General features: G+C 45.1%; 12 protein-coding genes. 7 read left to right on the top strand and 5 right to left on the bottom strand.

The annotated features are described in order from the left end of the window. Positions 1 to 526: 526 nt before the first annotated feature. A complete protein-coding gene (gene ffh, locus QT996_RS23805) occupies positions 527 to 1,966 on the bottom strand; it encodes a signal recognition particle protein (RefSeq protein WP_333049520.1) in 1,440 nt (479 codons plus the stop codon). A gap of 64 nt (positions 1,967 to 2,030) precedes the next feature. On the opposite strand from ffh, the gene QT996_RS23800 reads away from it, so the two are divergent. After that, positions 2,031 to 2,195: a hypothetical protein gene (locus tag QT996_RS23800; RefSeq protein WP_333049519.1), complete on the top strand. Its 165-nt coding sequence runs from the start codon at positions 2,031 to 2,033 to the stop codon at positions 2,193 to 2,195. A 196-nt stretch (positions 2,196 to 2,391) separates the two neighbouring features. Here the strand turns inward: QT996_RS23800 and QT996_RS23795 are convergent, their stop codons facing one another. Continuing rightward, a complete protein-coding gene (locus QT996_RS23795) occupies positions 2,392 to 3,171 on the bottom strand; it encodes a calcium-binding protein (protein ID WP_333049518.1) in 780 nt (259 codons plus the stop codon). 638 nt (positions 3,172 to 3,809) lie between these two features. Between QT996_RS23795 and QT996_RS23790 the strand changes: the two genes are divergently transcribed. The 3 genes from QT996_RS23790 to QT996_RS23780 all read left to right on the top strand — a co-directional run bounded on the left by QT996_RS23790 (position 3,810) and on the right by QT996_RS23780 (position 12,620). Beyond that, entirely contained in the window at positions 3,810 to 6,197 is a 2,388-nt protein-coding gene (locus tag QT996_RS23790) for a GAF domain-containing protein (protein ID WP_333049517.1), read from the top strand. A gap of 317 nt (positions 6,198 to 6,514) precedes the next feature. Further along, positions 6,515 to 11,968: an AAA family ATPase gene (locus QT996_RS23785; RefSeq protein ID WP_333049515.1), complete on the top strand. Its 5,454-nt coding sequence runs from the start codon at positions 6,515 to 6,517 to the stop codon at positions 11,966 to 11,968. Positions 11,969 to 12,188: 220 nt separating this feature from the next. Then, positions 12,189 to 12,620, top strand: a complete 432-nt coding sequence (locus QT996_RS23780) for a hypothetical protein (protein ID WP_333049514.1) — start codon at positions 12,189 to 12,191, stop codon at positions 12,618 to 12,620. A gap of 60 nt (positions 12,621 to 12,680) precedes the next feature. Here the strand turns inward: QT996_RS23780 and QT996_RS23775 are convergent, their stop codons facing one another. Further along, on the bottom strand, positions 12,681 to 13,103 hold the full coding sequence (locus tag QT996_RS23775; RefSeq protein ID WP_333049512.1) for a DCC1-like thiol-disulfide oxidoreductase family protein: 423 nt from the start codon (positions 13,101 to 13,103) through the stop codon (positions 12,681 to 12,683). Positions 13,104 to 13,194: 91 nt separating this feature from the next. After that, on the bottom strand, positions 13,195 to 16,266 hold the full coding sequence (locus QT996_RS23770; RefSeq protein WP_333049510.1) for a PAS domain S-box protein: 3,072 nt from the start codon (positions 16,264 to 16,266) through the stop codon (positions 13,195 to 13,197). A 533-nt stretch (positions 16,267 to 16,799) separates the two neighbouring features. Between QT996_RS23770 and QT996_RS23765 the strand changes: the two genes are divergently transcribed. The 3 genes from QT996_RS23765 (at position 16,800) to QT996_RS23755 (ending at position 20,874) form a co-directional block, all read left to right on the top strand. After that, a complete protein-coding gene (locus QT996_RS23765) occupies positions 16,800 to 17,993 on the top strand; it encodes an NAD(P)/FAD-dependent oxidoreductase (protein ID WP_333049509.1) in 1,194 nt (397 codons plus the stop codon). Positions 17,994 to 18,188: 195 nt separating this feature from the next. Further along, positions 18,189 to 20,108 (top strand): S9 family peptidase, encoded by a 1,920-nt coding sequence (locus QT996_RS23760; protein ID WP_333049508.1) that lies wholly within the window; start codon positions 18,189 to 18,191, stop codon positions 20,106 to 20,108. 49 nt (positions 20,109 to 20,157) lie between these two features. Then, complete coding sequence (locus tag QT996_RS23755; RefSeq protein WP_333049505.1) at positions 20,158 to 20,874, top strand: HAD-IA family hydrolase; 717 nt, start codon at positions 20,158 to 20,160, stop codon at positions 20,872 to 20,874. Positions 20,875 to 21,036: 162 nt separating this feature from the next. On the opposite strand, the gene QT996_RS23750 is transcribed toward QT996_RS23755, so the two are convergent. Further along, positions 21,037 to 21,513 (bottom strand): transposase, encoded by a 477-nt coding sequence (locus tag QT996_RS23750; protein ID WP_333049504.1) that lies wholly within the window; start codon positions 21,511 to 21,513, stop codon positions 21,037 to 21,039. Between the last annotated feature and the right edge of the window lie 170 nt (positions 21,514 to 21,683).

The raw sequence follows: 21,683 nt of genomic DNA, 5'->3' as shown, positions 1-21,683 counted from the left end.
ATCATACCCTACTTTAGCAACGCCCTAATTGATTGCTGTCCCTGGGTATTCCTGTGTGTAATTTTAAGTTTTTATTCACTGATATGGATACTTTTTTGGGTGATGGTGACGACCAATCTGGTTTGGAGATGTCTCAGCAGATGATTTTATACCAACGGCTCAACTTGAATGTAAACTCGTGTCTCCAATGCCACTCTTTTAAGCATTTATAGTGAATATATTTTGTAGTTATCACCATTGTTGGGGTAGATTCAGGCCACCCACACCCCATGTGACAGTTGGGGTGCGGAATGTAGGTTTAATTTGAATTCGCTTTTGTTCTGATCCTTTCCTCAGCGGGCGCTACCGGGCACTACCAAGGAATCTTGGGCTGGGTGGGGCGGGTTTACGAGATTATCGGTTTTTGGCTATTATTCTTGGTGAAACCCGCCCTACAAATTTTTGATCATGGTGCAATCTATCTGTGGGGGCGGGTTTACGAGATTATGGGTTTTAGGCAATTATTAGTGAAACCCGGGCCCGCTTTCTACAACTGTCCGAAACCTTTTTTAGGCTTATCTTTTTTCTTTTTCTTCTTCTGCTGGGTACCCATATAGCCACGGGAACCGGGCTGCATTCCGGGGCCACCCATTCCTGGCATTCCGGGCATTCCTCCCATGCCGGCGAAGTTGCCTTGACTCATTTGCTGCATCATTGTACGCATTTTCTGGAAGTCGCTGACAAGCTTAGTTACGTCGTTTTCAGCGTAGCCTGCGCCTTTGCCGATGCGGCGGCGGCGGGATGGAGAACTTGCTAAAAGTTCAGGGTTGCGACGTTCTTCAATTGTCATCGAATTGATCATGGCTTCGGTGCGTTTTAGCTGCACTTCTCCCTGCCGCATTTGTTCGTCTGAGAGTTTGTTCATCCCCGGAATCATTTTCAGGATGCCGCCGAGGGAACCCATATTTTTTAACAGTCTGGTTTGTTTGAGAAAGTCGGTAAAGTCAAACTTTGCCGTGAGCATTTTCTCTTGCATTTTCTCGGCATCGGCGATGTCGAATTCTTCTTGCGCTTTTTCTACTAGCGTCAAGACATCGCCCATGCCGAGTATTCTCGATGCCATGCGATCGGGATAAAAAGGTTGCAAGGCTTCCACTTTTTCGCCGACTCCGACAAATTTAATCGGCGCGCCGGATATTTGCCGCACGGATAAGGCTGCGCCGCCGCGGCTGTCGCCGTCTAATTTGGTTAAGATTGCGCCGGTAATACCGATTTGTTCGTGAAAGGTGCGGGTTAAATTTGCTGCTTCTTGGCCGGTCATGGCATCAACAACTAACAGCGTTTCGTGGGGTTGTACTGTTTGTTTGATGCGGCCCAATTCTGCCATCATGTCTTGGTCGATTTGCAGGCGGCCTGCTGTATCGACGATGATGGTATCAATGCCGATTTGTTTGCCGTGTTCGATGCCTTGGCGGGCTATTTCTACGGGGTCAATGTCTTTGCCTAATTCAAATACTGGTACGTCGATTTGTTTGCCGAGTGTGAGCAATTGGTCGATCGCGGCTGGTCGATAAATGTCGGTTGCGACTAGCAGTGCGGTACGATTTTGTTTGCGGAGGTGGAGTGCGAGTTTGGCGGTAGCTGTGGTTTTCCCGGTTCCTTGCAAACCAGCCATGAGGATAACTGTGGGCCCGGATTCGGCGGTGGCGAGGGGTACGTTGGTTTCCCCCATGACGCGGACGAGTTCGTCGTGGACGATTTTGATGAATTGTTGGTCGGGACGGACGCCTGAGACGACTTCTGCGCCTTGTGCTTTTGCCGCTACCTCTCCGATGAAGTTTTTGACGACTTGGAGGTTGACATCGGCTTCCAGGAGGGCGCGGCGGACTTCTTTGAGGGCGTCTTGGATATTGGACTCGGAGATTTTATTCTGTCCGCGCAGTTTTTTCCAGGTGGATTCGAGTCGATCGGCAAGGGCTTCAAACATAGGGCAATGTAGGCTAGTCAGTATTTTTAATTTTAGGCTAAATGGGAGTTTTTGGAGTGGGGTTTTGCTGAAAGTTGAATGTTTTTATTTTCTAACCGCTGATGAATGCGGATTAACGCTGATGGGTTTGGATGTTTTGAAGTTATTTAATGTTGGTTTTTATGTATTCTGCGATCGCTGGTTGGACTGTGAAGAGGGTGCGATCGCCCTTTTGGACTTTTTCGATTAATAACCTCCGTCTCAAGAATTCGACGGCTTTGAGGAATGATGAGCCTAAAAAATCTCTAAAAGGATAAATGTTTTAATATCCATTTTGCAAAGTACGGTTGCGTATAGATTGATCGCCCGCTATCTGTAGGAACACGGCAGTGCCGTGTCTCCTACCCGGAAGTAGCTCGATCGCCCGTCTAATTCCCTACCAATAACTACGCTAAAAACTGGAATTGAGAACCGTTAACTGCCAAAGCAAAAGGACTTGCCTGTTCAAATGCACCAGTAAGTTCAAAGCTGTTGGTATTTAAAACTACCCCCACAATCTGTCCGTCTCTGCGGCTGCGAATTACCATATCGTTGACAATTCCGTCGTTTTCGTAAGCAATCAAATTGTCGTCAGTAAAGAGGAGGTCTAGTTCTGTTAAACCGTCAGTCAAACCGATGCGATCGCCATCGTCAAAGTTAAAATCGGTAATGACATCTGCTCCATTGACTCCAAATCCTTCGTTGCTTCTGATCACAAATATGTCAGCACCGGGGCCTCCGGTGAGCACGTCAACTCCCCGATCGCCCACTAAGAAATCGTTGCCGTCATTGCCGTCTAAATCGTCGTCTCCTTGCCCTCCCCGCAGAATGTCGTTCCCGGAGCCTCCAAAGATAATGTCGTTTCCGGCGTCGCCCCTAACTACGTCGTTGCCCTCATTTCCATCCAGGCGATCGTCATCTTTCCCGCCGTAAATTATGTCATTTCCGTCGCCACCACCGATAATATCATTGCCGTTATTTCCTAACAGACGTTCGTTGGAATCCGATGAACCTCCTATAGTATCGTTGCCATCGAGTCCCCAAACTCCCCAAGGAAAAGACGACAAATTTCCATCCGCTACGTCAATCTCATCTGGTGTAGCGAAGGCCAAAAGACGTGGCCCGCCACCAGCAAATACAGGAAATCCAGTCAGATCGCCGATGAGATTGTTAACCGTTAAAGCCATAACTATGTCCTTTTAAAAATCCTGTTAGCTGTATTATACATTTTAATTATTCCCTTGCCAAATAGCAAGGATGTTTGGATTTGGAGCGCAACTTTTATTTCCTCAATTAATGACAAGCAACTTGTTGGTCTATATAGCAATCCTCGCATCATTTGGAAATTTCTTACTCCCCCCCTTAATAAGGGGAGGGTTGGCGTGGGGTAAAAAGTTTACTAATCATGTAGGATTGCTATAGTCAATTACAATTACCAATACTTCCGCTACGCGAGCGTATAAGTTACCAATTACCAATTACCAATTCCCAATTACCAGGGGTGTGCTTCATTCAACCCCAACCTGCTATATATCTGGCTTCCGAGTGAAATAGCATTAGTTGCTGACACTATCCGCTACTGTCTACCGCTTATAATGGGTGTTACCCCCCAGGCGGTAAACACGTTAATATCACCTATAACGTCGAGACTGAGAGGTTGTTTGTGAATAAAAGTAAAAGTCCCTGGGCCCATCCTCCGAGAAAACACCCAGTTTCCGATACCCACACACAAATTTTACAGACAGGATCTAAGTTCTCTACAAACCCCTAATCGCCCATCGCTGATATTCTTTGGCAAAATCCACTGCTTTCAGGTGTTTTACTCATGTCTACTCCTAAATCGTCTTCGCCTCAAAACAACAACAACTCCGTAAAAGCACGGCCAGCTACAGATAGCGTCCCAAAAGAGCAAGACAGTAACAATCTGCCCAGCGAACCAAGTATAGAACAGCTACTGGAAGCTTTGGCCGGCCAAGTACCTAGTCAATCTGCTGAAATGGAACGCTTGAAAACGTGGAAACAAGATTTAAAGCGACTGTTTCAATTTCTTGGCGATCGCCGCGTTTTAATCGCAGTAGTGGAACCGGGAACTTTTGCCCTGCGTTATGCTAACGCGGCATTTTGTCGCTTGGCCGGTTGGGAGGAAACGTCTTTGGCAACTCAATCTACCAACGGTTGGTTTGCAGAAACCCACCTCACTCTGCTGGAACTGTTCGAGGATTGGGGCGGCAAAACAGCAGAACAATTGTACCGTCGCCACCTTTTGCACTGGGTATTTAAGCAATATTATCAAATTGACATCGACGGTTTGCGGGTGCTAGACGAACCTGTGACGGCGAGTGTAAAAAACCCCAAACACCCAGAACCCAGATTTATTGAATTTTGGCTCGGTTCGGAACAGTTAAAAATTACTCGGATTGACTCAACAATAGATGAATTTGCGGATGTTCCTTTAAAATTAATGCCTGTTGCGGAACGGGAAGCTTGGCTGATGCAGCCGAATCAACTGGAAAAGTTAGCCGATCGATTGCAGTTGGATAATTACCGTGTAGAAGGTTTGCTGCTGCTAGAAGGTTTTGATGTCACGGTGCAGGAGCAAATTCGCCGTCTGACTCAGTTATTGATCGATCGAGATTCGATGCTGCGACCTGACAAATTTGAGAGAATCGATCGGTATTTGCGATCGCTCTTCAATGCTGACGGCACTTTGCTGCTGCGCCTCGACGGCGAACAGGTACAGCTATTAGTTGCAAAAGACGGCCAACATTTGCAGCCGATTCTTTATTCAATGCACTCCCTAGAAGCTTCTCACTTGTTGAAGGCCACAGCAGCAAATCAAGTTTGGAACGTGCCAGACTTGCGTAGGGAGTGCGAAACCGAGTGCGATCGAACTTTGCGGAGAATGGGAACTCGATCGATGCTGCTGGTGCCCCTGGTAGTCAAATCTGTCAGCCGCGAGGGGTACGGGCAGCGGATTTTGGGCGTCGTGGGGGTGTTGTGCCATCGGCCCAACCACTTCAATGGCATTGACGCTCAACACGCCCAAGAACTCATTCCCGCCTTCATTGCAGCCCTCCGGCAAGCCATCCACGAGCGGTTTACCCACATTCACAACATCCACCCCGCAGTCGAGTGGCGGTTCGCTCAAGAAGCAGAAAGGCGAAGTTGGGGACTGCCCCCAGAAACAATCGTATTTGCTGACGTTCATCCGCTGTACGGAATTTCGGACATTCGTGGTTCTAGCGACGAAAGAAACCGAGCCATTCAAACTGATTTGCTCGAACAATTCCGCTTAGCTTTAGTCATAGCTGATGCCGTTTGTCAAACACAAACTACCCACCTCGGCGAACAACTGCGGCTCGACTTGCTCGACTACATCCAGCGTTTAAAACAAAAAGTAACAGTCGATATGGAGGTGCGAGCAGCCAACTATTTAAACGAGCATTTAGAAGTATATTTTGACTATTTTGTGCAGTGCGACCCCAGGGTTCAGGCAGCCGTTGAAGCTTACCAAGCAGCCTGTGAAAACGAACACAACTGCGTTTACAGCGATCGCACCCGCTACGACCAAATGCTGAACCTCATCAGCACCAAACTCCAAGAAACCTGGGCCCGCTGGCAAGAAAAAATGCAGCAAATTCTTCCCCACTATTGCGACATCGAATGCACCGACGGCATGGATCACATGATTTATGTAGGAAAATCGATCGACCCCAAATTTAGCGAGTTTCACCTGCACAGTTTGCGGTACGAACAACTGCGAGCAATTTGCGACTGTGGCCGCACAATTTTTCGCCTGCAAGCCGAGTCTCAAATTAACATGGAACTCGCACATTTAGTCTTAGTGCAGAATACCACGATCGACATTTTTCACAACGAAAACACCGAAAAAATGTTTGATGTCAAAGGCACTCGCGACATTCGCTACGAACTTGTCAAAAAGCGGATCGAAAAAGCCGTGGACAAAGACGCACAAGAGCGAATTACCCAGTCAGGGATGTTGACTGTTGTTTATTCCACCGAGGAAGAGTGGGAAGAGTATCAGCAATACTTGCGCTACTTGTCTCGCGAAGGTTGGGTAGAACCCAAAGTTCAGACGGGCATGGTAGAATCACAACAAGGAGTCAGCGGTTTAAAATTCGCCCGCGTGCGTATTTTGCCCGAGCCAGAATCTATTTCTACTATCTGTGAAGTTACCGTAGTCAGCGATTGATAGCCCCTCCCCCCGAACACCCTTAAAAAGCGTGGCTTCGATCGCTCCCATCCCCTTCTGTTTTAGGCGGAGTGCGATCGCTCCCCTCCTAGTTTTTTTAAGCGTGGTTAGGGGGAAAAAGAGCATTCTGGACTCCCACACAAGACTGATATTACATTTAAGATTTTTGTTGACACCAACGAGCACTGCCGCGCTTTCACCTAGTAAATGTTCCGTGTGATTGGAACTCGCCAAATACACACTTTGAATCACACAAAATCCAGATTAAGTAGTGTTAATCTAATAATAATTAGCTCCGGAAATTTCTCACTTAAGTTATGTTAACCTTATCAGAATACCAAATAAATTCTACTCTGCACGAAGGCGTCGAAACAATCATCTATCGCGGACAAACACCCACAGACGGGCCCGCAGCAATTCTGAAAGTCCTCAAAGCCGAATATCCCACACTCGAAGCAATTACTAGGCTCAAACACGAATATCAAATACGCCAGAATTTAGACAGTCAACACATTGTCAAAGCCATCAGTCTCAAAACATTTGACCACCGATTAGGAATCGTTTTAGAAGATTTTGGCGGGGAATCCCTCGCAAAACTGCTGGAAAGAGAGACCTTGAGTCTGCAAGCAAATCTAAACATCGCCCTCCAAATAGTCAAAGCCATACACTACCTGCATTTTGAACACATTATTCATAAAGATATTAAACCCAGCAACATTATAATTAACTCGCAAACAAAACAAGTAAAACTCACCGACTTCGGCATTGCCACACAACTCAACAAAGAAAACCCCCAATTTAACAATCCCCACTCAGTCGAAGGCACATTAGCCTATATGTCACCGGAACAAACCGGGCGAATGAACCGCACCCTCGACTACCGCACCGACTTTTATTCTCTCGGCATCACCTTGTATGAAATGCTGACAGGAAAATTGCCTTTCCCCAGCAACGACCCCTTAGAAATAGTTTATAGCCACATTGCAGTTCAACCAATATATCCCCATCAAATTAATTCTGGAATACCTGTCGCCCTTTCAGAAATAGTGATGAAATTGATAGCAAAAAATGCCGAAGATAGATATCAAAATGCGGACGGATTGTTAGCTGACTTAAAAATTTGTTTACATCTGTTAGAAACCACCGGACAAATTGCCGACTTCATCCCCGGACGCTTAGATATTCTCAGCCAATTGTTAATCCCCCAAAAATTGTACGGTCGGGAAAATCAGGTTAAGGAATTGCTAGCAGCATTTGAACGTGTAAGGGTGGGTTTAGTCAACAATTTGTTAGAAAAGCAAACAGCCTTAGAACAAAATACGCCCGCATCAGGAAGCAGCGAATTAATGCTAGTATCAGGCTACTCAGGCATCGGTAAATCAGCCGTAGTCAACGAAGTTAGCAAACCCATTACTAGGTCAAAAGGTTACTTTATTAGAGGCAAATTTGACCAATTCAAACGCAACATTCCTTATGCCTCATTAATCCAAGCATTTAACTCCTTGCTGCGGCAATTACTAACAGAAAGTGCAGCTTCATTAGAAATATGGCGCACTAAGATATTAACAGCATTAGGAACAGACGGTCAAGTAATTGCCGACGTAATTCCAAAAGTTGAATTAATCATCGGCAAACAGCCCGAAGTCCCAGAACTAGCCCCTGTAGAATCGCAAAATCGCTTCAATCGGGTCTTCAAAGAATTTATTCGCGTTTTCGCCCAAAAAGCACACCCCCTAGTTATCTTTTTAGACGATTTGCAGTGGGCAGATTCAGCAACATTAAAGTTGATGCAAATACTGATAACTGACCCTGACCAGCAATATTTGTTGCTAATCGGTGCTTATCGAGATAATGAAGTTAGTCCGACCCACCCCTTAATTCAGACTGTAGAAGAAATTGAAAAAACTGGTACAAGAGTCAACAATATCGTCCTGCAACCGCTGGATTTAGCAAATGTGACTCAATTAGTCGCTGAAACACTTAACAGTAGCACAGAAAAAGTAAGGAACCTAGCAGAGTTAATCGGGAATAAAACGGGTGGTAATCCTTTTTTCTTGACGCAATTACTCCAAGCACTTTATCAAGACGATCTTTTAAAATTTGACTTTAACTCCATTCCTAATGAGGTAAGTAAAGGCGGCTGGTCTTGGAATATCGATGAAATCCAAGCCATTGGAATCACCGATAAAAGTGTGGTGGAACTGGTAGCCAGTCGCATTGAAAAGCTGCCCGCACCCACGCAAGAAATGTTGAAGGTAGCAGCTTGCGTGGGAGATAAATTTGCTCTCGATGTGCTGTCACTTGTTCGCGAAAAGTCAGCTAATACTACCACAACTGAACTTTATTCAGCTTTGCAAGCCGGGTTAATTCTGCCCTTGAGCGATGCTTATCGTATTCCTTTAGTTTTCGATCGAGCCGAATCGATCAATCTCAAGTTAGACACTTCGCGGGTTAGTTACAAATTTTTGCACGATCGCGTCCAGCAAGCCGCATATTCGCTAATTCCAGAAGACCAAAAGCAATCCACCCATTTAAAAATTGGTCAATTACTATTACAGAATACTCCCCCAGACCATCTAGAAGAAAACATATTTGATATCGTCAATCAATTGAATGTCGGAATTGACACGATTAGCCAGCCCGCAGAAAAGACGCAGTTAGCAAAATTAAATTTAACTGCTGGACGCAAGGCAAAATCGGCTGCTGCGTATGAAGTGGCTGTTAGGTATTTGCGGGTGGCTAGGGAATTATTGCCAGCGGATTGTTGGGAAAGTCAGTATGACTTAACGTTAGCAATTTGCGAGTCAACAGCAGAAGCTGAATATTTACACAGCAACTACGAAGATTCAAAAAAGATGGTCGATATCGTACTGCACAAAGCTCACTGTTTACTAGAAAAAATTAATGTCTATCAACTTCAAATCCAGGCTTACAATGCTCAAAATAGACTGGTAGAATCACTAAATACAGGACTAGAAGTGCTGAAACTGTTAGGCATTTCTTTTCCTCAAAACCCTAACGCGCTAAATATTGTGGCGGGACTGATTAATACAAAACTGAGCTTGGGATTCAAACGAATTGAGGATTTAGCTAACTTGCCAGAAATGACCGATCCCGACAAACAAGCAGCCATGCGGATTTTATCAGGGATTCTCAGCACTGCTATTCAGGCTAAGCCCCGACTGGTACCGCTGCTTACATTTATGATGGTCAAGCTGTGCATTAAATATGGTAATTCGCCTTACGCGAGTATTGCCTACGTTTATTATGGCGTAATTCTGTGCAGGCTAGGGGACGTTAGTTTGGCATACAAATTTGGCCAACTGGCAATTAGGCTGTTACACAAATTTCCATCCCGTTCCATCAAAAGTAGAGTTTATGCAGTCTTTGGTTCTTTTATTCAACAATGGAAAACCGATATTAACTCAGGATTAGGCGATATCAAGGAAGGTTTTCAAATCGGGATGGAAACGGGAGAGTTGGAATATGCGGCTTATTCTATTAATGTATATTGTACTTATAAACTGTGGATGGGAGAGCCTCTCGCTCAGGTTGAAGAGGAGACAGGTAAGTATCTGAAACTAATGCAGCAATCTCAACTAGAAATGGCTGTACAGTATATAAGTGTAGAGAGACAGACCGCCCTCAATTTGTGTGACCAAGCTGTCGAGCCATGCCATTTAGTCGGCGAGAGCTTTAATGAATTAATAACGCTCCCGAATTTAATAGAAGCTAAAAGCTTTATGGTAGTTTGTGTGGCTTATAATGCCAAAGCTATGCTTAATTTTATTTTCCGAAACTACGCGCAAGCATTGGAAAATTCAAGGTTATTCGAGAAATATGAAGAAGCCGCCGTCGGTCTTTATGTAGTTTCCGTGAATAATTTTTACTACTCTCTCAGTCTCCTCGCTTTGTATCCCCAAGCTAGCAAAGGGGAGCAAAAGCACTATCTGAAAAAAGTGGTATCTCTCCAAAAAAAGATGCAAAAATGGGCAGTTCATGCTGCGATGAATTATCAACACAAATACGACTTGGTAGCAGCGGAAAAAGCGCGAGTTTTAGGGCAAAATACCGAAGCAATGGAATTGTACGATCGCGCTATTTCTGGAGCCTCCAAAAATGGTTACATCCAAGAGGAAGCATTAGCTTATGAATTAGCAGGAGAATTCTATCAATCTTTGGAAAAACACATAATTTCTCCAGCATACCTTACCAAAGCTTATTATGCTTACATCCGCTGGGGAGCAATTGCCAAAGTTAAAGACTTGGAATTGAGATATCCTTTCTTAGTAGCACAAGCGCGCACAACAGAAACCCCAACCCTCGATATCACCAGCAGTACCACGGGAAGTACTACCAGTAGTAGTTTAGGCGATTTCTTAGACTTAGCTACTTTTATTAAGTCGGCGCAAGCCATTAACGGTGAAATTGTTCTCGAAAAATTATTGACCAAATTAATCAAAATTATTTTAGAAAATGCGGCGGCTCAAAAAGTAGTGCTGCTGCTGCTGAAAAACGATATCCTCTGCATAGAAGCTACTGGCACTTTTGCGGAGAATCAAGTGACACTTTTACCGTCTCTTCCAGTAGAAAACCGTCAAGATGTACCCCTGTCTGTGATTAATTACGTACACCAGAGTCAAAAGCATCTGGTTTTAGACAATGCAACTGTCGCCGAACCTTTTAAGGTGGATGCTTATATTCAGAAAACTCAACCCAAATCAATTCTCTGTTTGCCGATTCTTTATCAATCTCAGCGGCGCGGAATAATTTATCTAGAAAATGCTTTGACGGTAGGAGCTTTTACAGTAGAGAGAGTAGAAGTATTCAAAGTGTTAATTTCTCAAGTTGCTATTGCTGTAGAAAATGCTGGTTTGTACGCGCGCGAGAAAGAAAAATCTCAACAGTTAGAAAAATCTTTCAATGAACTGCAACAGGCGCAACTGCAACTCATTCAAAGCGAAAAAATGTCTGCTCTCGGCAACTTGATTGCAGGGGTTGCTCACGAAATTAACAATCCGCTTGGTTTTATTGCGGGCAATCTAGATGCTGCTGCTGAGGCTAGCTTAGATTTGATTGATTGCTTACAACTTTACCAAGAAAAATTTCCTAATCCTGGAGATGAGTTAGAGGATAAAGCATCGGAGATTGATTTAGAATATTTGATCGAAGATTTGCCGAAAATGCTTTTATCTATGAAATCAGGTACAGATCGCATCCGCAATATTAGCAAGTCTTTGCGGACTTTTTCCCGCGCTGATAGTGCGAATAAAGTGTCAGCAAATATTCATGAGGGCATCGACAGCACTTTGATGATTTTACAGTATCGCCTGAAAGCTAAAGATACTCGCCCCGCGATTAAAATTATCAAAGAATATGGAGATATCCCGCCAGTTAAATGTTATTTTGGGCAACTGAATCAGGTATTTATGAATTTGCTGGCAAATGCGATCGAGTGTTTTGACGAATCCAATCAGGGCCGCACTTACGCTGAAATTGAAGCTTTACCGAATACGATCGCCATTATCACTCAAGTCTCCGAGGATAGCAACAGCGTGGTGATTAAAATCAAAGATAACGGTCAAGGAATGTCATCGGAGGTCAAGTCGAAAATATTTGACCATTTATTTACTACTAAAGGAGTAGGGAAAGGTACGGGTTTGGGGTTGTCTATCAGCCGACAAATTGTGGAAGAAACCCACGGGGGTAAACTGACTTGCGAATCGGTGCTGGGAGAAGGTTCGGAATTTGCGATCGCCCTGCCACTTTGATAAAATTTATTCACCCCCCTTACGGAATCAGTCATTGCCAATTGTTTAATCTCACATCTCAAATCTTAAATGGTATGACTGGTGCTTAACACACACTTGGAAATTTGTCAATTCCTAAATATCTATCAAATAGTCCACAGTTCACTGTTTAAAGCAGGCAGTATGCAGTTACATTGTTAGCTAAATCATGTAATAACTGTATTTGATAGGAGTTTATCGAGTGAACGCTGCCGAACAAGCCAAAAATATAGAAGTTGCCAGCAAAATTGCTGCGGTTGTTAATTTATTCAAGTCCCAATTCCCGGATGCAAAAGTCGATTTGAAACCTTGGATGAATGACCAGGATACCAGAGAACTTGTTGATCCAGATTCGATCGACATTGGCTTCCATTTTCCCGGTAGAAGCCGCTTGTTGCAAAGCCGCAGCATCTTGATTCAAATCCGATTTTACCAAGATCCGGTGGAAGGCTATCGGCGGGCGATCGGGGTTGAGGCCGCCGGTTACGATCATAGCGGTCAACAGTGGCACTTTTCTACTGTGGAAAATTGGAATTTTCTCGGCCAAACCGAACCTGCGGTGGAGTCGGCGCAAAAACTCAAAGACTTTTGCCAGCAGATATTTGATTTGTTTAATCAGTCATTCGGCGATTGAAATCGCTTCTACACGAACGAAGTCCGCCGACGCGGACTAAGAAATAAGCTGGATTTGGTATTAGTCCCGATTGTCGCAATTGTCGATCGACCTACAGCCAACCGCATAAACAGATTTGTAAGTAGTCGATCGCTTGCCAAACAAAGTATAGCGGTTATCGCGGACTTGTTCGTACACGCGATCGCCCATCCACTTCATCCCCGGCATTGCCCGATAAGCAGCTACAAACACCTCGCCAGCAGGCAATATCCGTCCGATTTCCTCAGCCGCATCGCTGCCCTGCCAGCGCCGTTCCGGGGTGTTGCTATCTATCAAAATCATCCCCATTTCGCAGTCTTGAGACGTAATCCCAAAGCGATTTAATTCCTCTAAATCTTGCATGGAAATATACTCAAAATTCTGGCCTTTATCTAAATTTTCTAGTAACTGCACCAAGGTAACGCATAGATTGCAATTGCCGTCGTAAATTACGTTATATTTCATTAGTTGACTGTTGACTGTTGACTGTTGACTATTAACTAATGACAACTGACAACTGACTACTGCCAACTGCCAACTGCCAACTGACTAAAGACTACTGACTATTCCCCACAGGAATCTCGATCGCAAATTCCGTGCCTTGACCCGGTGCAGAATCGCACTTAAGCAGCCCGCCGTGTTTTTCTACCACAATTTGATAGCTAATCGACAGCCCCAAACCAGTACCTTTACCAGGTTCTTTTGTAGTAAAAAACGGATCGAACAGCCTTTTGTGAACATCTATCGGAATCCCCGGCCCGTTGTCAGCAATCCGAATCACAATATGAGAAGGATGCCGCCTTGAATCATCAGAAACAGCAGAATCTGCCTGCATCAAAGCATCCTGTTCATATTTTACATCCGTACAAATCCGCAGCGTCGGCGAAGGACAATAAGGAATAGGCGCCAGTTGTCCCTCTGCCCACTGTCCAGTCTCCATCGCCTCTTCCAAAGCATCAATTGCATTGCCAATAATATTCATAAAAACCTGATTCAACTGTCCTGCGTAACACTGCACGCGCGGCAAATTGCCGAACTCTTTGAGCAGCGTAATTTTCGGATGTCCTGCCGTTTCTTTAAACCTGTGCTGCAAAATCAACAAAGTGCTTTCAATCCCTTCGTGAATATCCACTTGCTTTTGTTCGGCTTCATCTAATCGCGAAAAATTCTTCAGTGACAGCACAATTTGGCGAATTCGCTCGGCTCCCATTTTCATCGAATTTAACAGGTTCGGCAAATCTTTGAGCAGAAAATTTAAATCTACATCATTTATCTCTTGTTTAATTGCCGGTGTGGGGTGCGGGTATTCCTGCTGGTAAAGTTGCAGCAGCTTTAGCAAGTCTTTAAAGTAATCGTCAGCGTGCATGACGTTGCCGTAAATAAAGCTAACTGGATTGTTGATTTCGTGAGCAACGCCAGCGACTAATTGCCCCAAACTTACCATTTTTTCATTTTGAACCATCATGCTTTGAGTTTTATGCACGTCCCGCAGGGCTTTGGCCAATTCTTGATTTTTAGCCCTCAATTGACTTTCGGAAAGTCGCACCGCTTCTTCTGCGTGTTTGCGATCGGTTATATCTTTGCGAATTGCTACATATTGATGGGGTTCTCCCCGAGAATTTAAGAAAGGTACAATCGTAGTATCCAACCAGAATAAGGTGCCGTCTTTAGCTTGATTTTTCATTTCTCCCCGCCAAACATTTCCCTGGCGGATTGTTGACCAAAGCTGCTTGAAAAAATCGGCTGGGTGATAGCCACAATTGACAAGCCTGTGAGTGTTGCCGAGCAGTTCTTCCCGAGAATATTTAAAGAGTTCACAAAATTGGTCGTTGACATAGGTAATGGCGCCGAATTCGTCGGTAGTCGAGACAATCGCCGATTGATCTAAGGCAAATTTTTCAAATTCTAATTCTTGGAGAGTTTGGCGCAATTCTGCTTCGGCTTGTTTGCGATCGCTAATATCGGTAATCATCCGCAACACCCCGGAAAATTCGTCATCAGCATCGAACATCGGCGTCGCCGACACGATCGCCCACAAATGAGAGCCATCTTTGCGAGTAAACTGAAAATCGTGGCGTTCGCGAATGCCTTGCCGCCTGCGCTGCACGTAACTTTCTGCTATTTTCCTAGAGTCGCAGTCTATAAATTCAAATAGCGATCGCCCCAGCATTTCCTCCACAGTATACCCCAGCATTTCGGCCATCCGACCGTTGGCAAAAGTCGTGATACTTTCGGCGTCAAACATCCAAACGCCCTCGGAAGCAGTCTCGACGATGCAGCGGTAATAACTCTCGCTTGAACTGACTGTTGCCTCTGCTTGCTTGCGATCGGTAATATCCGTTTCCACCGCAATATAACCTTCAAGTTTTCCATTTTCTTGATAAATAGGAGCGATCGAAAGCGCCACCCAATAACCCTTTCCATCCTTCCTGTAATTGTAAATTTCCTGATTGAACGGCTCGCCGGCCTCCAAAGCCGATCGCAATTGAGCAATAGTTACCGGATCTGTTTGAGGGCCTTGCAGCACATCACCCGGTTTTTTCCCCTGCATTTCTGCCAGCCCGTAACCGCTAATCCGAGTAAATCCTTCATTCACCCATTCAATGCAGCCTTGAGCATCCGTAATCATCACACCATTTTGCGTTTTTTGAGCCACGATCGCCAACCGCAACAATTCTGTTTCAGTTTTTTTGCTCTCGGTAATATCTTGAGCAATACCCAGAATGTACTTAGGCGCGCCATAATCATCAAACAAAGGAACTTTTTTTGTGTGCAAAATCCGCTTTCCCCGGCGCGGAAGTTGGATAGTTTCTTCTGGTAAATCGATGCCTTTGCCCGTGGCAAATACTTCTAAATCTTGTGCTTGCAAGTAATTAGCCTGCTCTGCTTCCAACAAATCAGCAGCATTGTTTCCCAACACTTCATCGCTGGAATAGCCAAACAATTCTTCGCTGGCAGCATTCCAATAAATAAATCTTTGTTCCACAGCATCTTTAATAAACACGCTAACTGGGAGATTTTGCAGTACCGCATTCAGAAAATGTTGAGTATTTCGCAAGTTTTCCTCAGCCCGCTTTCGTTCAGTAATATCCAAAATCACTCCGTCGAGATAGACAACCCGACACAGAGAATTTGCGATCGGCGCAACCGGCGAAACCACAGCCGACAAAAAGCCCTCAATTTCCCCTTGTCCTTCTTGTATTCCTCTAGCCTCTTCCGCCTCACAGCAAACAGCTTTGCCTTTTTCGTAAACCCAGCTAATTTCGCCGTCAGCCCGGACAATCCGGTATTCAAGGATGTACGAAGTTCTGGTTGCGACACTTTTTTTGACAGTAGCATCCACATTTTTGCGGTCTTGAGGATGGATAATGCTGGCAAAAGAACGGATGCGATCGTTGATAAAATCAGAAGAGGGATAGCCTGATATTTCTTGAACAGCCTCGCTCAAAAACGCCATTGTCCGTGTTAATTCCCCGTCGTCCGTATACTCGCAGGTACAGCGGTAGACAGCACCGGGAATATTAGCTACTAAATTTTTATATCGTTCTTCGCTTTTTAACAAAGATGAGCCGTCTTCGTTATTGTGATCGCCGTTCTTAAATTTAGAAGAATTGGAAGAAGTTTGCATGGTTTTTTTTTTCACTTGTGAGTGCGGGGGCAAGTGGTAGAGTAGATGACCCTATAAAAAGTGAATTTAATGTGCGAAATAATTCGATATAAACTAATATAGTACAAAATTAGTTCTGCGAACCTTCAGAAAATTTGAGGGCGGGTAATAGGTAAAGCTAATCAAGGCTATAGATATAGAAAACAGTTCGGAAAGGCATTGTGTAACGGATTTAATGGATTTAACTCACGCCCACAGCACCATTCTCGCTTAACAGGCCCGACGGCCTGTTCCACAACAAGTGCATTTTCTTATGGCGAGTAGGGGTTGGGCCGAAGAGTCCGCCCATAAAAAGCTTATTGAGAATGGTGCTCTAGGTGTGAGTTTAACGGATTCAAGAGATGGAGGTTGAGGTTCGAGGGAAAGATGGAAGATTTTCCCATTTTCCCATTTTCCCAGTCTCCCAGTCTTCCACTCCCCCCTTCCCCACTCCCTCACTCTCGTTAGAATAAGATAAGTTTCCTTGCTACCGTGAGCCCCTCAAACAAAACACCATGACTCAACAACAACCCCGGATTTGCATTCTCGGCGGAGGCTTCGGCGGACTCTACACAGCCCTGCGCTTGAGTCAGTTACCCTTCTCCAAAACCGAAAAACCCGAAATTGTCCTAGTTGACCGTCGCGATCGATTTTTGTTCGTTCCCCTGCTGTACGAACTCCTAACCGGCGAACTCCAAACCTGGGAAATTGCCCCGCCCTTTGCCGAAGTCTTGCAAAAAACAGGTGTGCGTTTTTGTCAAGGTACTGTCTCCGGCATCGATGTGGAGGAAAAGCGAGTGCAGTTGCACGACGGGCCAGAAATTCCGTGCGATCGCCTTGTGTTAGCTTTAGGCGGCGAAACCCCTCTAGATATGGTCAAAGGTGCCGTTGAATACGCTTACTCGTTTCGCACCCTCGACGACGCCTACCGCTTAGAAGAAAGACTGCGGTTTTTAGAAGCCAGCAACACCGACAAAATTCGGGTTGCGATCGTCGGTGCCGGTTATTCGGGAGTAGAATTAGCTTGTAAATTAGCCGATCGACTCGGAGACAAAGGTCGCGTGCGGTTAGTCGAACAAGCCGACATGATTCTGCGGACATCACCGGAGTTTAACCGCGAAGCCGCCAGCAAAGCTTTAGAAAAACGGAAAGTGTGGATCGACTTAGAAACAGAAGTAGAGGCGATCGAAGCGGACACAATATCCTTACTTTACAAAGGACAATTAGATGTTCTCCCCGTAGACATAGTATTGTGGACAGTAGGAACTCAAGTTAGTCAAGCAGTGCGATCGCTACCCCTCAAACAAAACCAGCGCGGTCAATTAATAGTCAATTCGCAAATGCAAATTATCGACCATCCAGATATATTTGCCTTGGGAGACTTAGCTGAATGTCACGATGCAACTAATCAAAAAGTCCCCGGAACAGCCCAAACAGCCTTCCAGCAAGCTGACTACACCGCATGGAACATTTGGGCCTCCCTCACCGGCCGCCCATTACTTCCTTTCCGCTATCAGCCGCTAGGAGAAATGATGACATTAGGAATTGACAACGCCACCCTAGCCGGCTTAGGAATTAAACTCGACGGACAACTAGCCCACATTGCTCGCCGCCTAGCCTATCTCTATCGGATGCCAACATTTGATCATCAGCTAAAAGTTGGTTTCAATTGGATTAGCAAGCCGATTCAGGATTTGCTTAAAAGTTAGTTAATTGTTGACTGTTAACTGTTAACCGTTAACTGTTGACCGTTGACGGTTGATTGTTGATCGTAGGACTTATGATGGCGTCCCATAAACCGGTTTTTCACGCAAATACTTCACTACTACACTACCCGCAGATTTGGTAAAGACCGAGTTTTTTCTTTAGTAGTGTAGATAATAAAATTTTAGCCACGATAAAAAATGCAAACTTCCACATCTCAACAGCCAAAAACCGAACTCCCGCCCCTAATTCAGCGGGAGATTCTGTTTGGAAATCCCGAAAAAACTAGCCCCCGACTTTCACCAGACGGCAAGTATCTCGCCTACATTGCACCAGATGAACACAACGTCTTGCAAGTGCGACTCCGTACCGTCGGTCAAGCAGACGATCGCCAACTGACAGCAGATAAAAAACGGGGCATCCGTATGTTTTACTGGACTTACAGCGGCGAAGAGCTAATTTATCTCCAAGATGCTGAGGGTGACGAAAACTGGCATTTATTCTCAGTCAATATCCAGTCAAATCTGGTTCGCGACTTGACACCATTTCAAGGCGTTCAAGCTCAGACGATCGCCTTTGACCGCAACTTCCCCAATGAAATATTAGTGGGAATGAACATCCGCGATCGCAGCAAACACGACGTTTACCGCATCAACCTCAAAAATGGTGCAGTTGAATTTGACACCGATAACCCAGGTAACATCGTCGGTTGGACTGCTGACGCCCAATTCCAAGTGCGGGCGGCCACAGCCACAACTGCCGACGGCGGCTCAGAATTGGTGTTTCGGGAAACTGCGGACAAGTCTTGGGAAAGCCTGCGAACCTGGGGGCCCGATGAGGAAGGCGGTGCCGTCATGTTCTCAGAAAACGGCAAAATTCTTTACATCACGGGAAATCATGATGCTAACGCCGAACGTTTGATCGCATTAGACTTAGAAACCAAACAAGAAACTGATCTCGCCTCTGACCCTGAATACGATGTCGGCGGCATTTTCGTACACCCCACTAAGCGAGAGATTCAGGCGGTTTCCTTCTACAAGGACAAGCAAGAGTGGCAGATTTTAGACCAAAGTATAGCAGAGGATTTTGAGGCGATCGGCAAATTCCGTCCCGGCGAATTCTCCATCACCAGCCGCAACCTCGCCGATACCACTTGGCTAGTCGCTTACATGACAGACGACGGCCCAGTTTACTACTATGTGTACGATCGCGCCTCCAAAACCTTCACCTTTCTGTTCAGCAACAAACCCAAACTCGAAGGGCTACCGCTATCATCAATGGAACCCATTTCTTACACCGCAAGAGATGGTTTAACCATTCACGGCTACCTGACACAACCGGTTGGCGTCTCAACACCCGTACCGACAGTCTTGCTTGTTCACGGTGGCCCCTGGGGACGCGATACCTGGGGTTACGATTCACAAGCCCAATGGCTGGCAAACCGAGGTTACGCCGTTTTGCAAATCAATTTTCGCGGTTCCACCGGCTACGGCAAAGCCTTTCTCAATGCCGGCAATCGCGAATGGGCCGCTAAGATGCACGACGACTTGCTAGATGGAGTTAATTGGCTGGTAGAAACAGGAATTGCCCAACAGGATAAAATTGCGATTATGGGCGGTTCTTACGGCGGTTATGCTGCCTTAGTCGGATTAACTTTTAGTCCCGATGTTTTTGCCTGCGCCGTCGATATTGTCGGACCAAGCAATTTGATTACACTGCTGCAAACTATTCCCCCTTACTGGGAACCGATCAAAGCAAATATGTATCATCGCGTCGGCAATTTGGAAACAGAACCAGAGTTTCTGAAATCGATCTCGCCCTTATTTTTTGTCGAGCGCATCCAGAAACCTTTGCTAATCGCCCAAGGTGCCAACGACCCGCGAGTGAAAGAATCAGAAAGCGAGCAAATTGTCAATGCCATGAAGCAAGCCGGCAAACCTGTAGAATACGTGCTTTATACAGACGAAGGACACGGATTTGCGCGGCCGGAAAATCGGCTGCACTTTTATGCGATCGCCGAAGAATTCCTAGCCAAATATTTAGGAGGCAGATTTGAACCTGCGGGCAACATTGCCAATCATTCCGGTGTGATAAATCCACCAACAACTAACAACAGTTGACTGTTGACTGTTGACTGTTGACAGACTAATAATTAATGACTCATAACAAATGACCGAAGTAATTTTTCTAGATGCCGCAGGTACACTGTTTGACGTGCGCGGCAGCGTCGGCGAAATTTACGGACAATTAGCCAATAGTTTTGGAGTAACAGTTAACAGTCAAGAGTTAAATGCAGCATTTTCCCAAAGCTTTGGTTCAGCAAGTCCGATGGCATTTCCAGGGATAGAATTAGCAAAAATTCCCCAGCTAGAATTTGAATGGTGGCAAGCAGTTGCCACTAAAGCTTTTCAAATAGCAGGCGTTTATCACCAATTTTCAGACTTTCCCAAATTCTTTGCCGAGCTGTACGCTCATTTTGCCACCGCCGAACCTTGGTTCGTCTATCCCGACGTATTCCCAGCATTAAATAAGTGGCAGCAACAAGGAATTGAACTAGCAGTCGTATCGAATTTCGATTCCAGAATTTATGCAGTATTAAAAGCACTCAATTTAGCTGACTATTTCAGATCAGTCACAATTTCTACCGAAGTGGGTGCAGCAAAACCCCAGTCTCAAATTTTTGCCGCAGCTTTGCAAAAGCACAACTGCATTGCCGAGAAAGCGTTGCATATTGGCGACAGCTTCAAGGCTGATTATTGTGGTGCTAAAAATGCGGGATTAAACGCAATTTGGTTGAATCGCCAACAGGAAAAAATAGATTCAGAAAAGTTGGATTTAACTGCTCACCAAAAAGTAGAAGAGTTTCCTAGTCTAGATTTTATATAAGTCAGTCCTGGACGTACTCCGGCAAAGAAACCGGGTTTTTTTTACCTAATCGGCGAGTTGCAACGCGTCTTTTCGTAAAAAAAACCGGTTTCGCATGAGTTCCCATGCGTCCAGGACTATAAATACAGCGTTTCCCGCTGTTAAGAGGTACAATAGCAACAGTTAGCTTTCCCAATTTCTTAAATGCTGAGGATTTATTAAATTGAGGGCAACTGCTATTATTCTCTCAATCATAGATGCGTTAGTTGGAGCGAACCTCCGCAAAAAAGATTTGAGTTGTGACCACCAGAGTTCAATAGGGTTAAAATCAGGAGAGTCAGGAGATAAACAAATAACACTCGCCCCTACAGATTCAATCGTTGGTACAATTGAAGCTAGTTTATGAGCGGGTAAATTATCCATCACTACTACTGCTCCTGCCCATAATTGAGGACACAAAAACTTCTCAATAAATACGGCAAATGCTGCTGCCTCCATTGAATCATCCATTGTCATTACTGCCAGCACTTTGTTGATACTAAATGCGCCAATGGCTGTAACTTTAGCCCCTCGATAAAATGGTTTTAATGAGGATAGTCTTGTCCTCGGTTGGGAACGGGCATGAGTTCTGGCGAAACGAGCGCAAAATCCCTGTTTCATCCAAAAATAGCAGGTTTTCTGGCTCGATATGTTTGATCGTTTCCCAATATTCTACTCTTAATTTTTGGACTCTTTCTGTTGCGACTTGGCTAATAAGCTGTTGTGCCTTTAAATAGGGTATCATAAAAAATGAGTTTAGTCAATCTCTACAAAAATGCCAGCTAAAAACC

This window comes from Microcoleus sp. S13C4, assembly GCF_036700865.1.
Lineage (GTDB): Bacteria > Cyanobacteriota > Cyanobacteriia > Cyanobacteriales > Microcoleaceae > Microcoleus.
The sequence above is the reverse complement of the archived record's forward strand: the minus strand, read 5'-3'. Positions and strand labels throughout refer to the sequence as shown.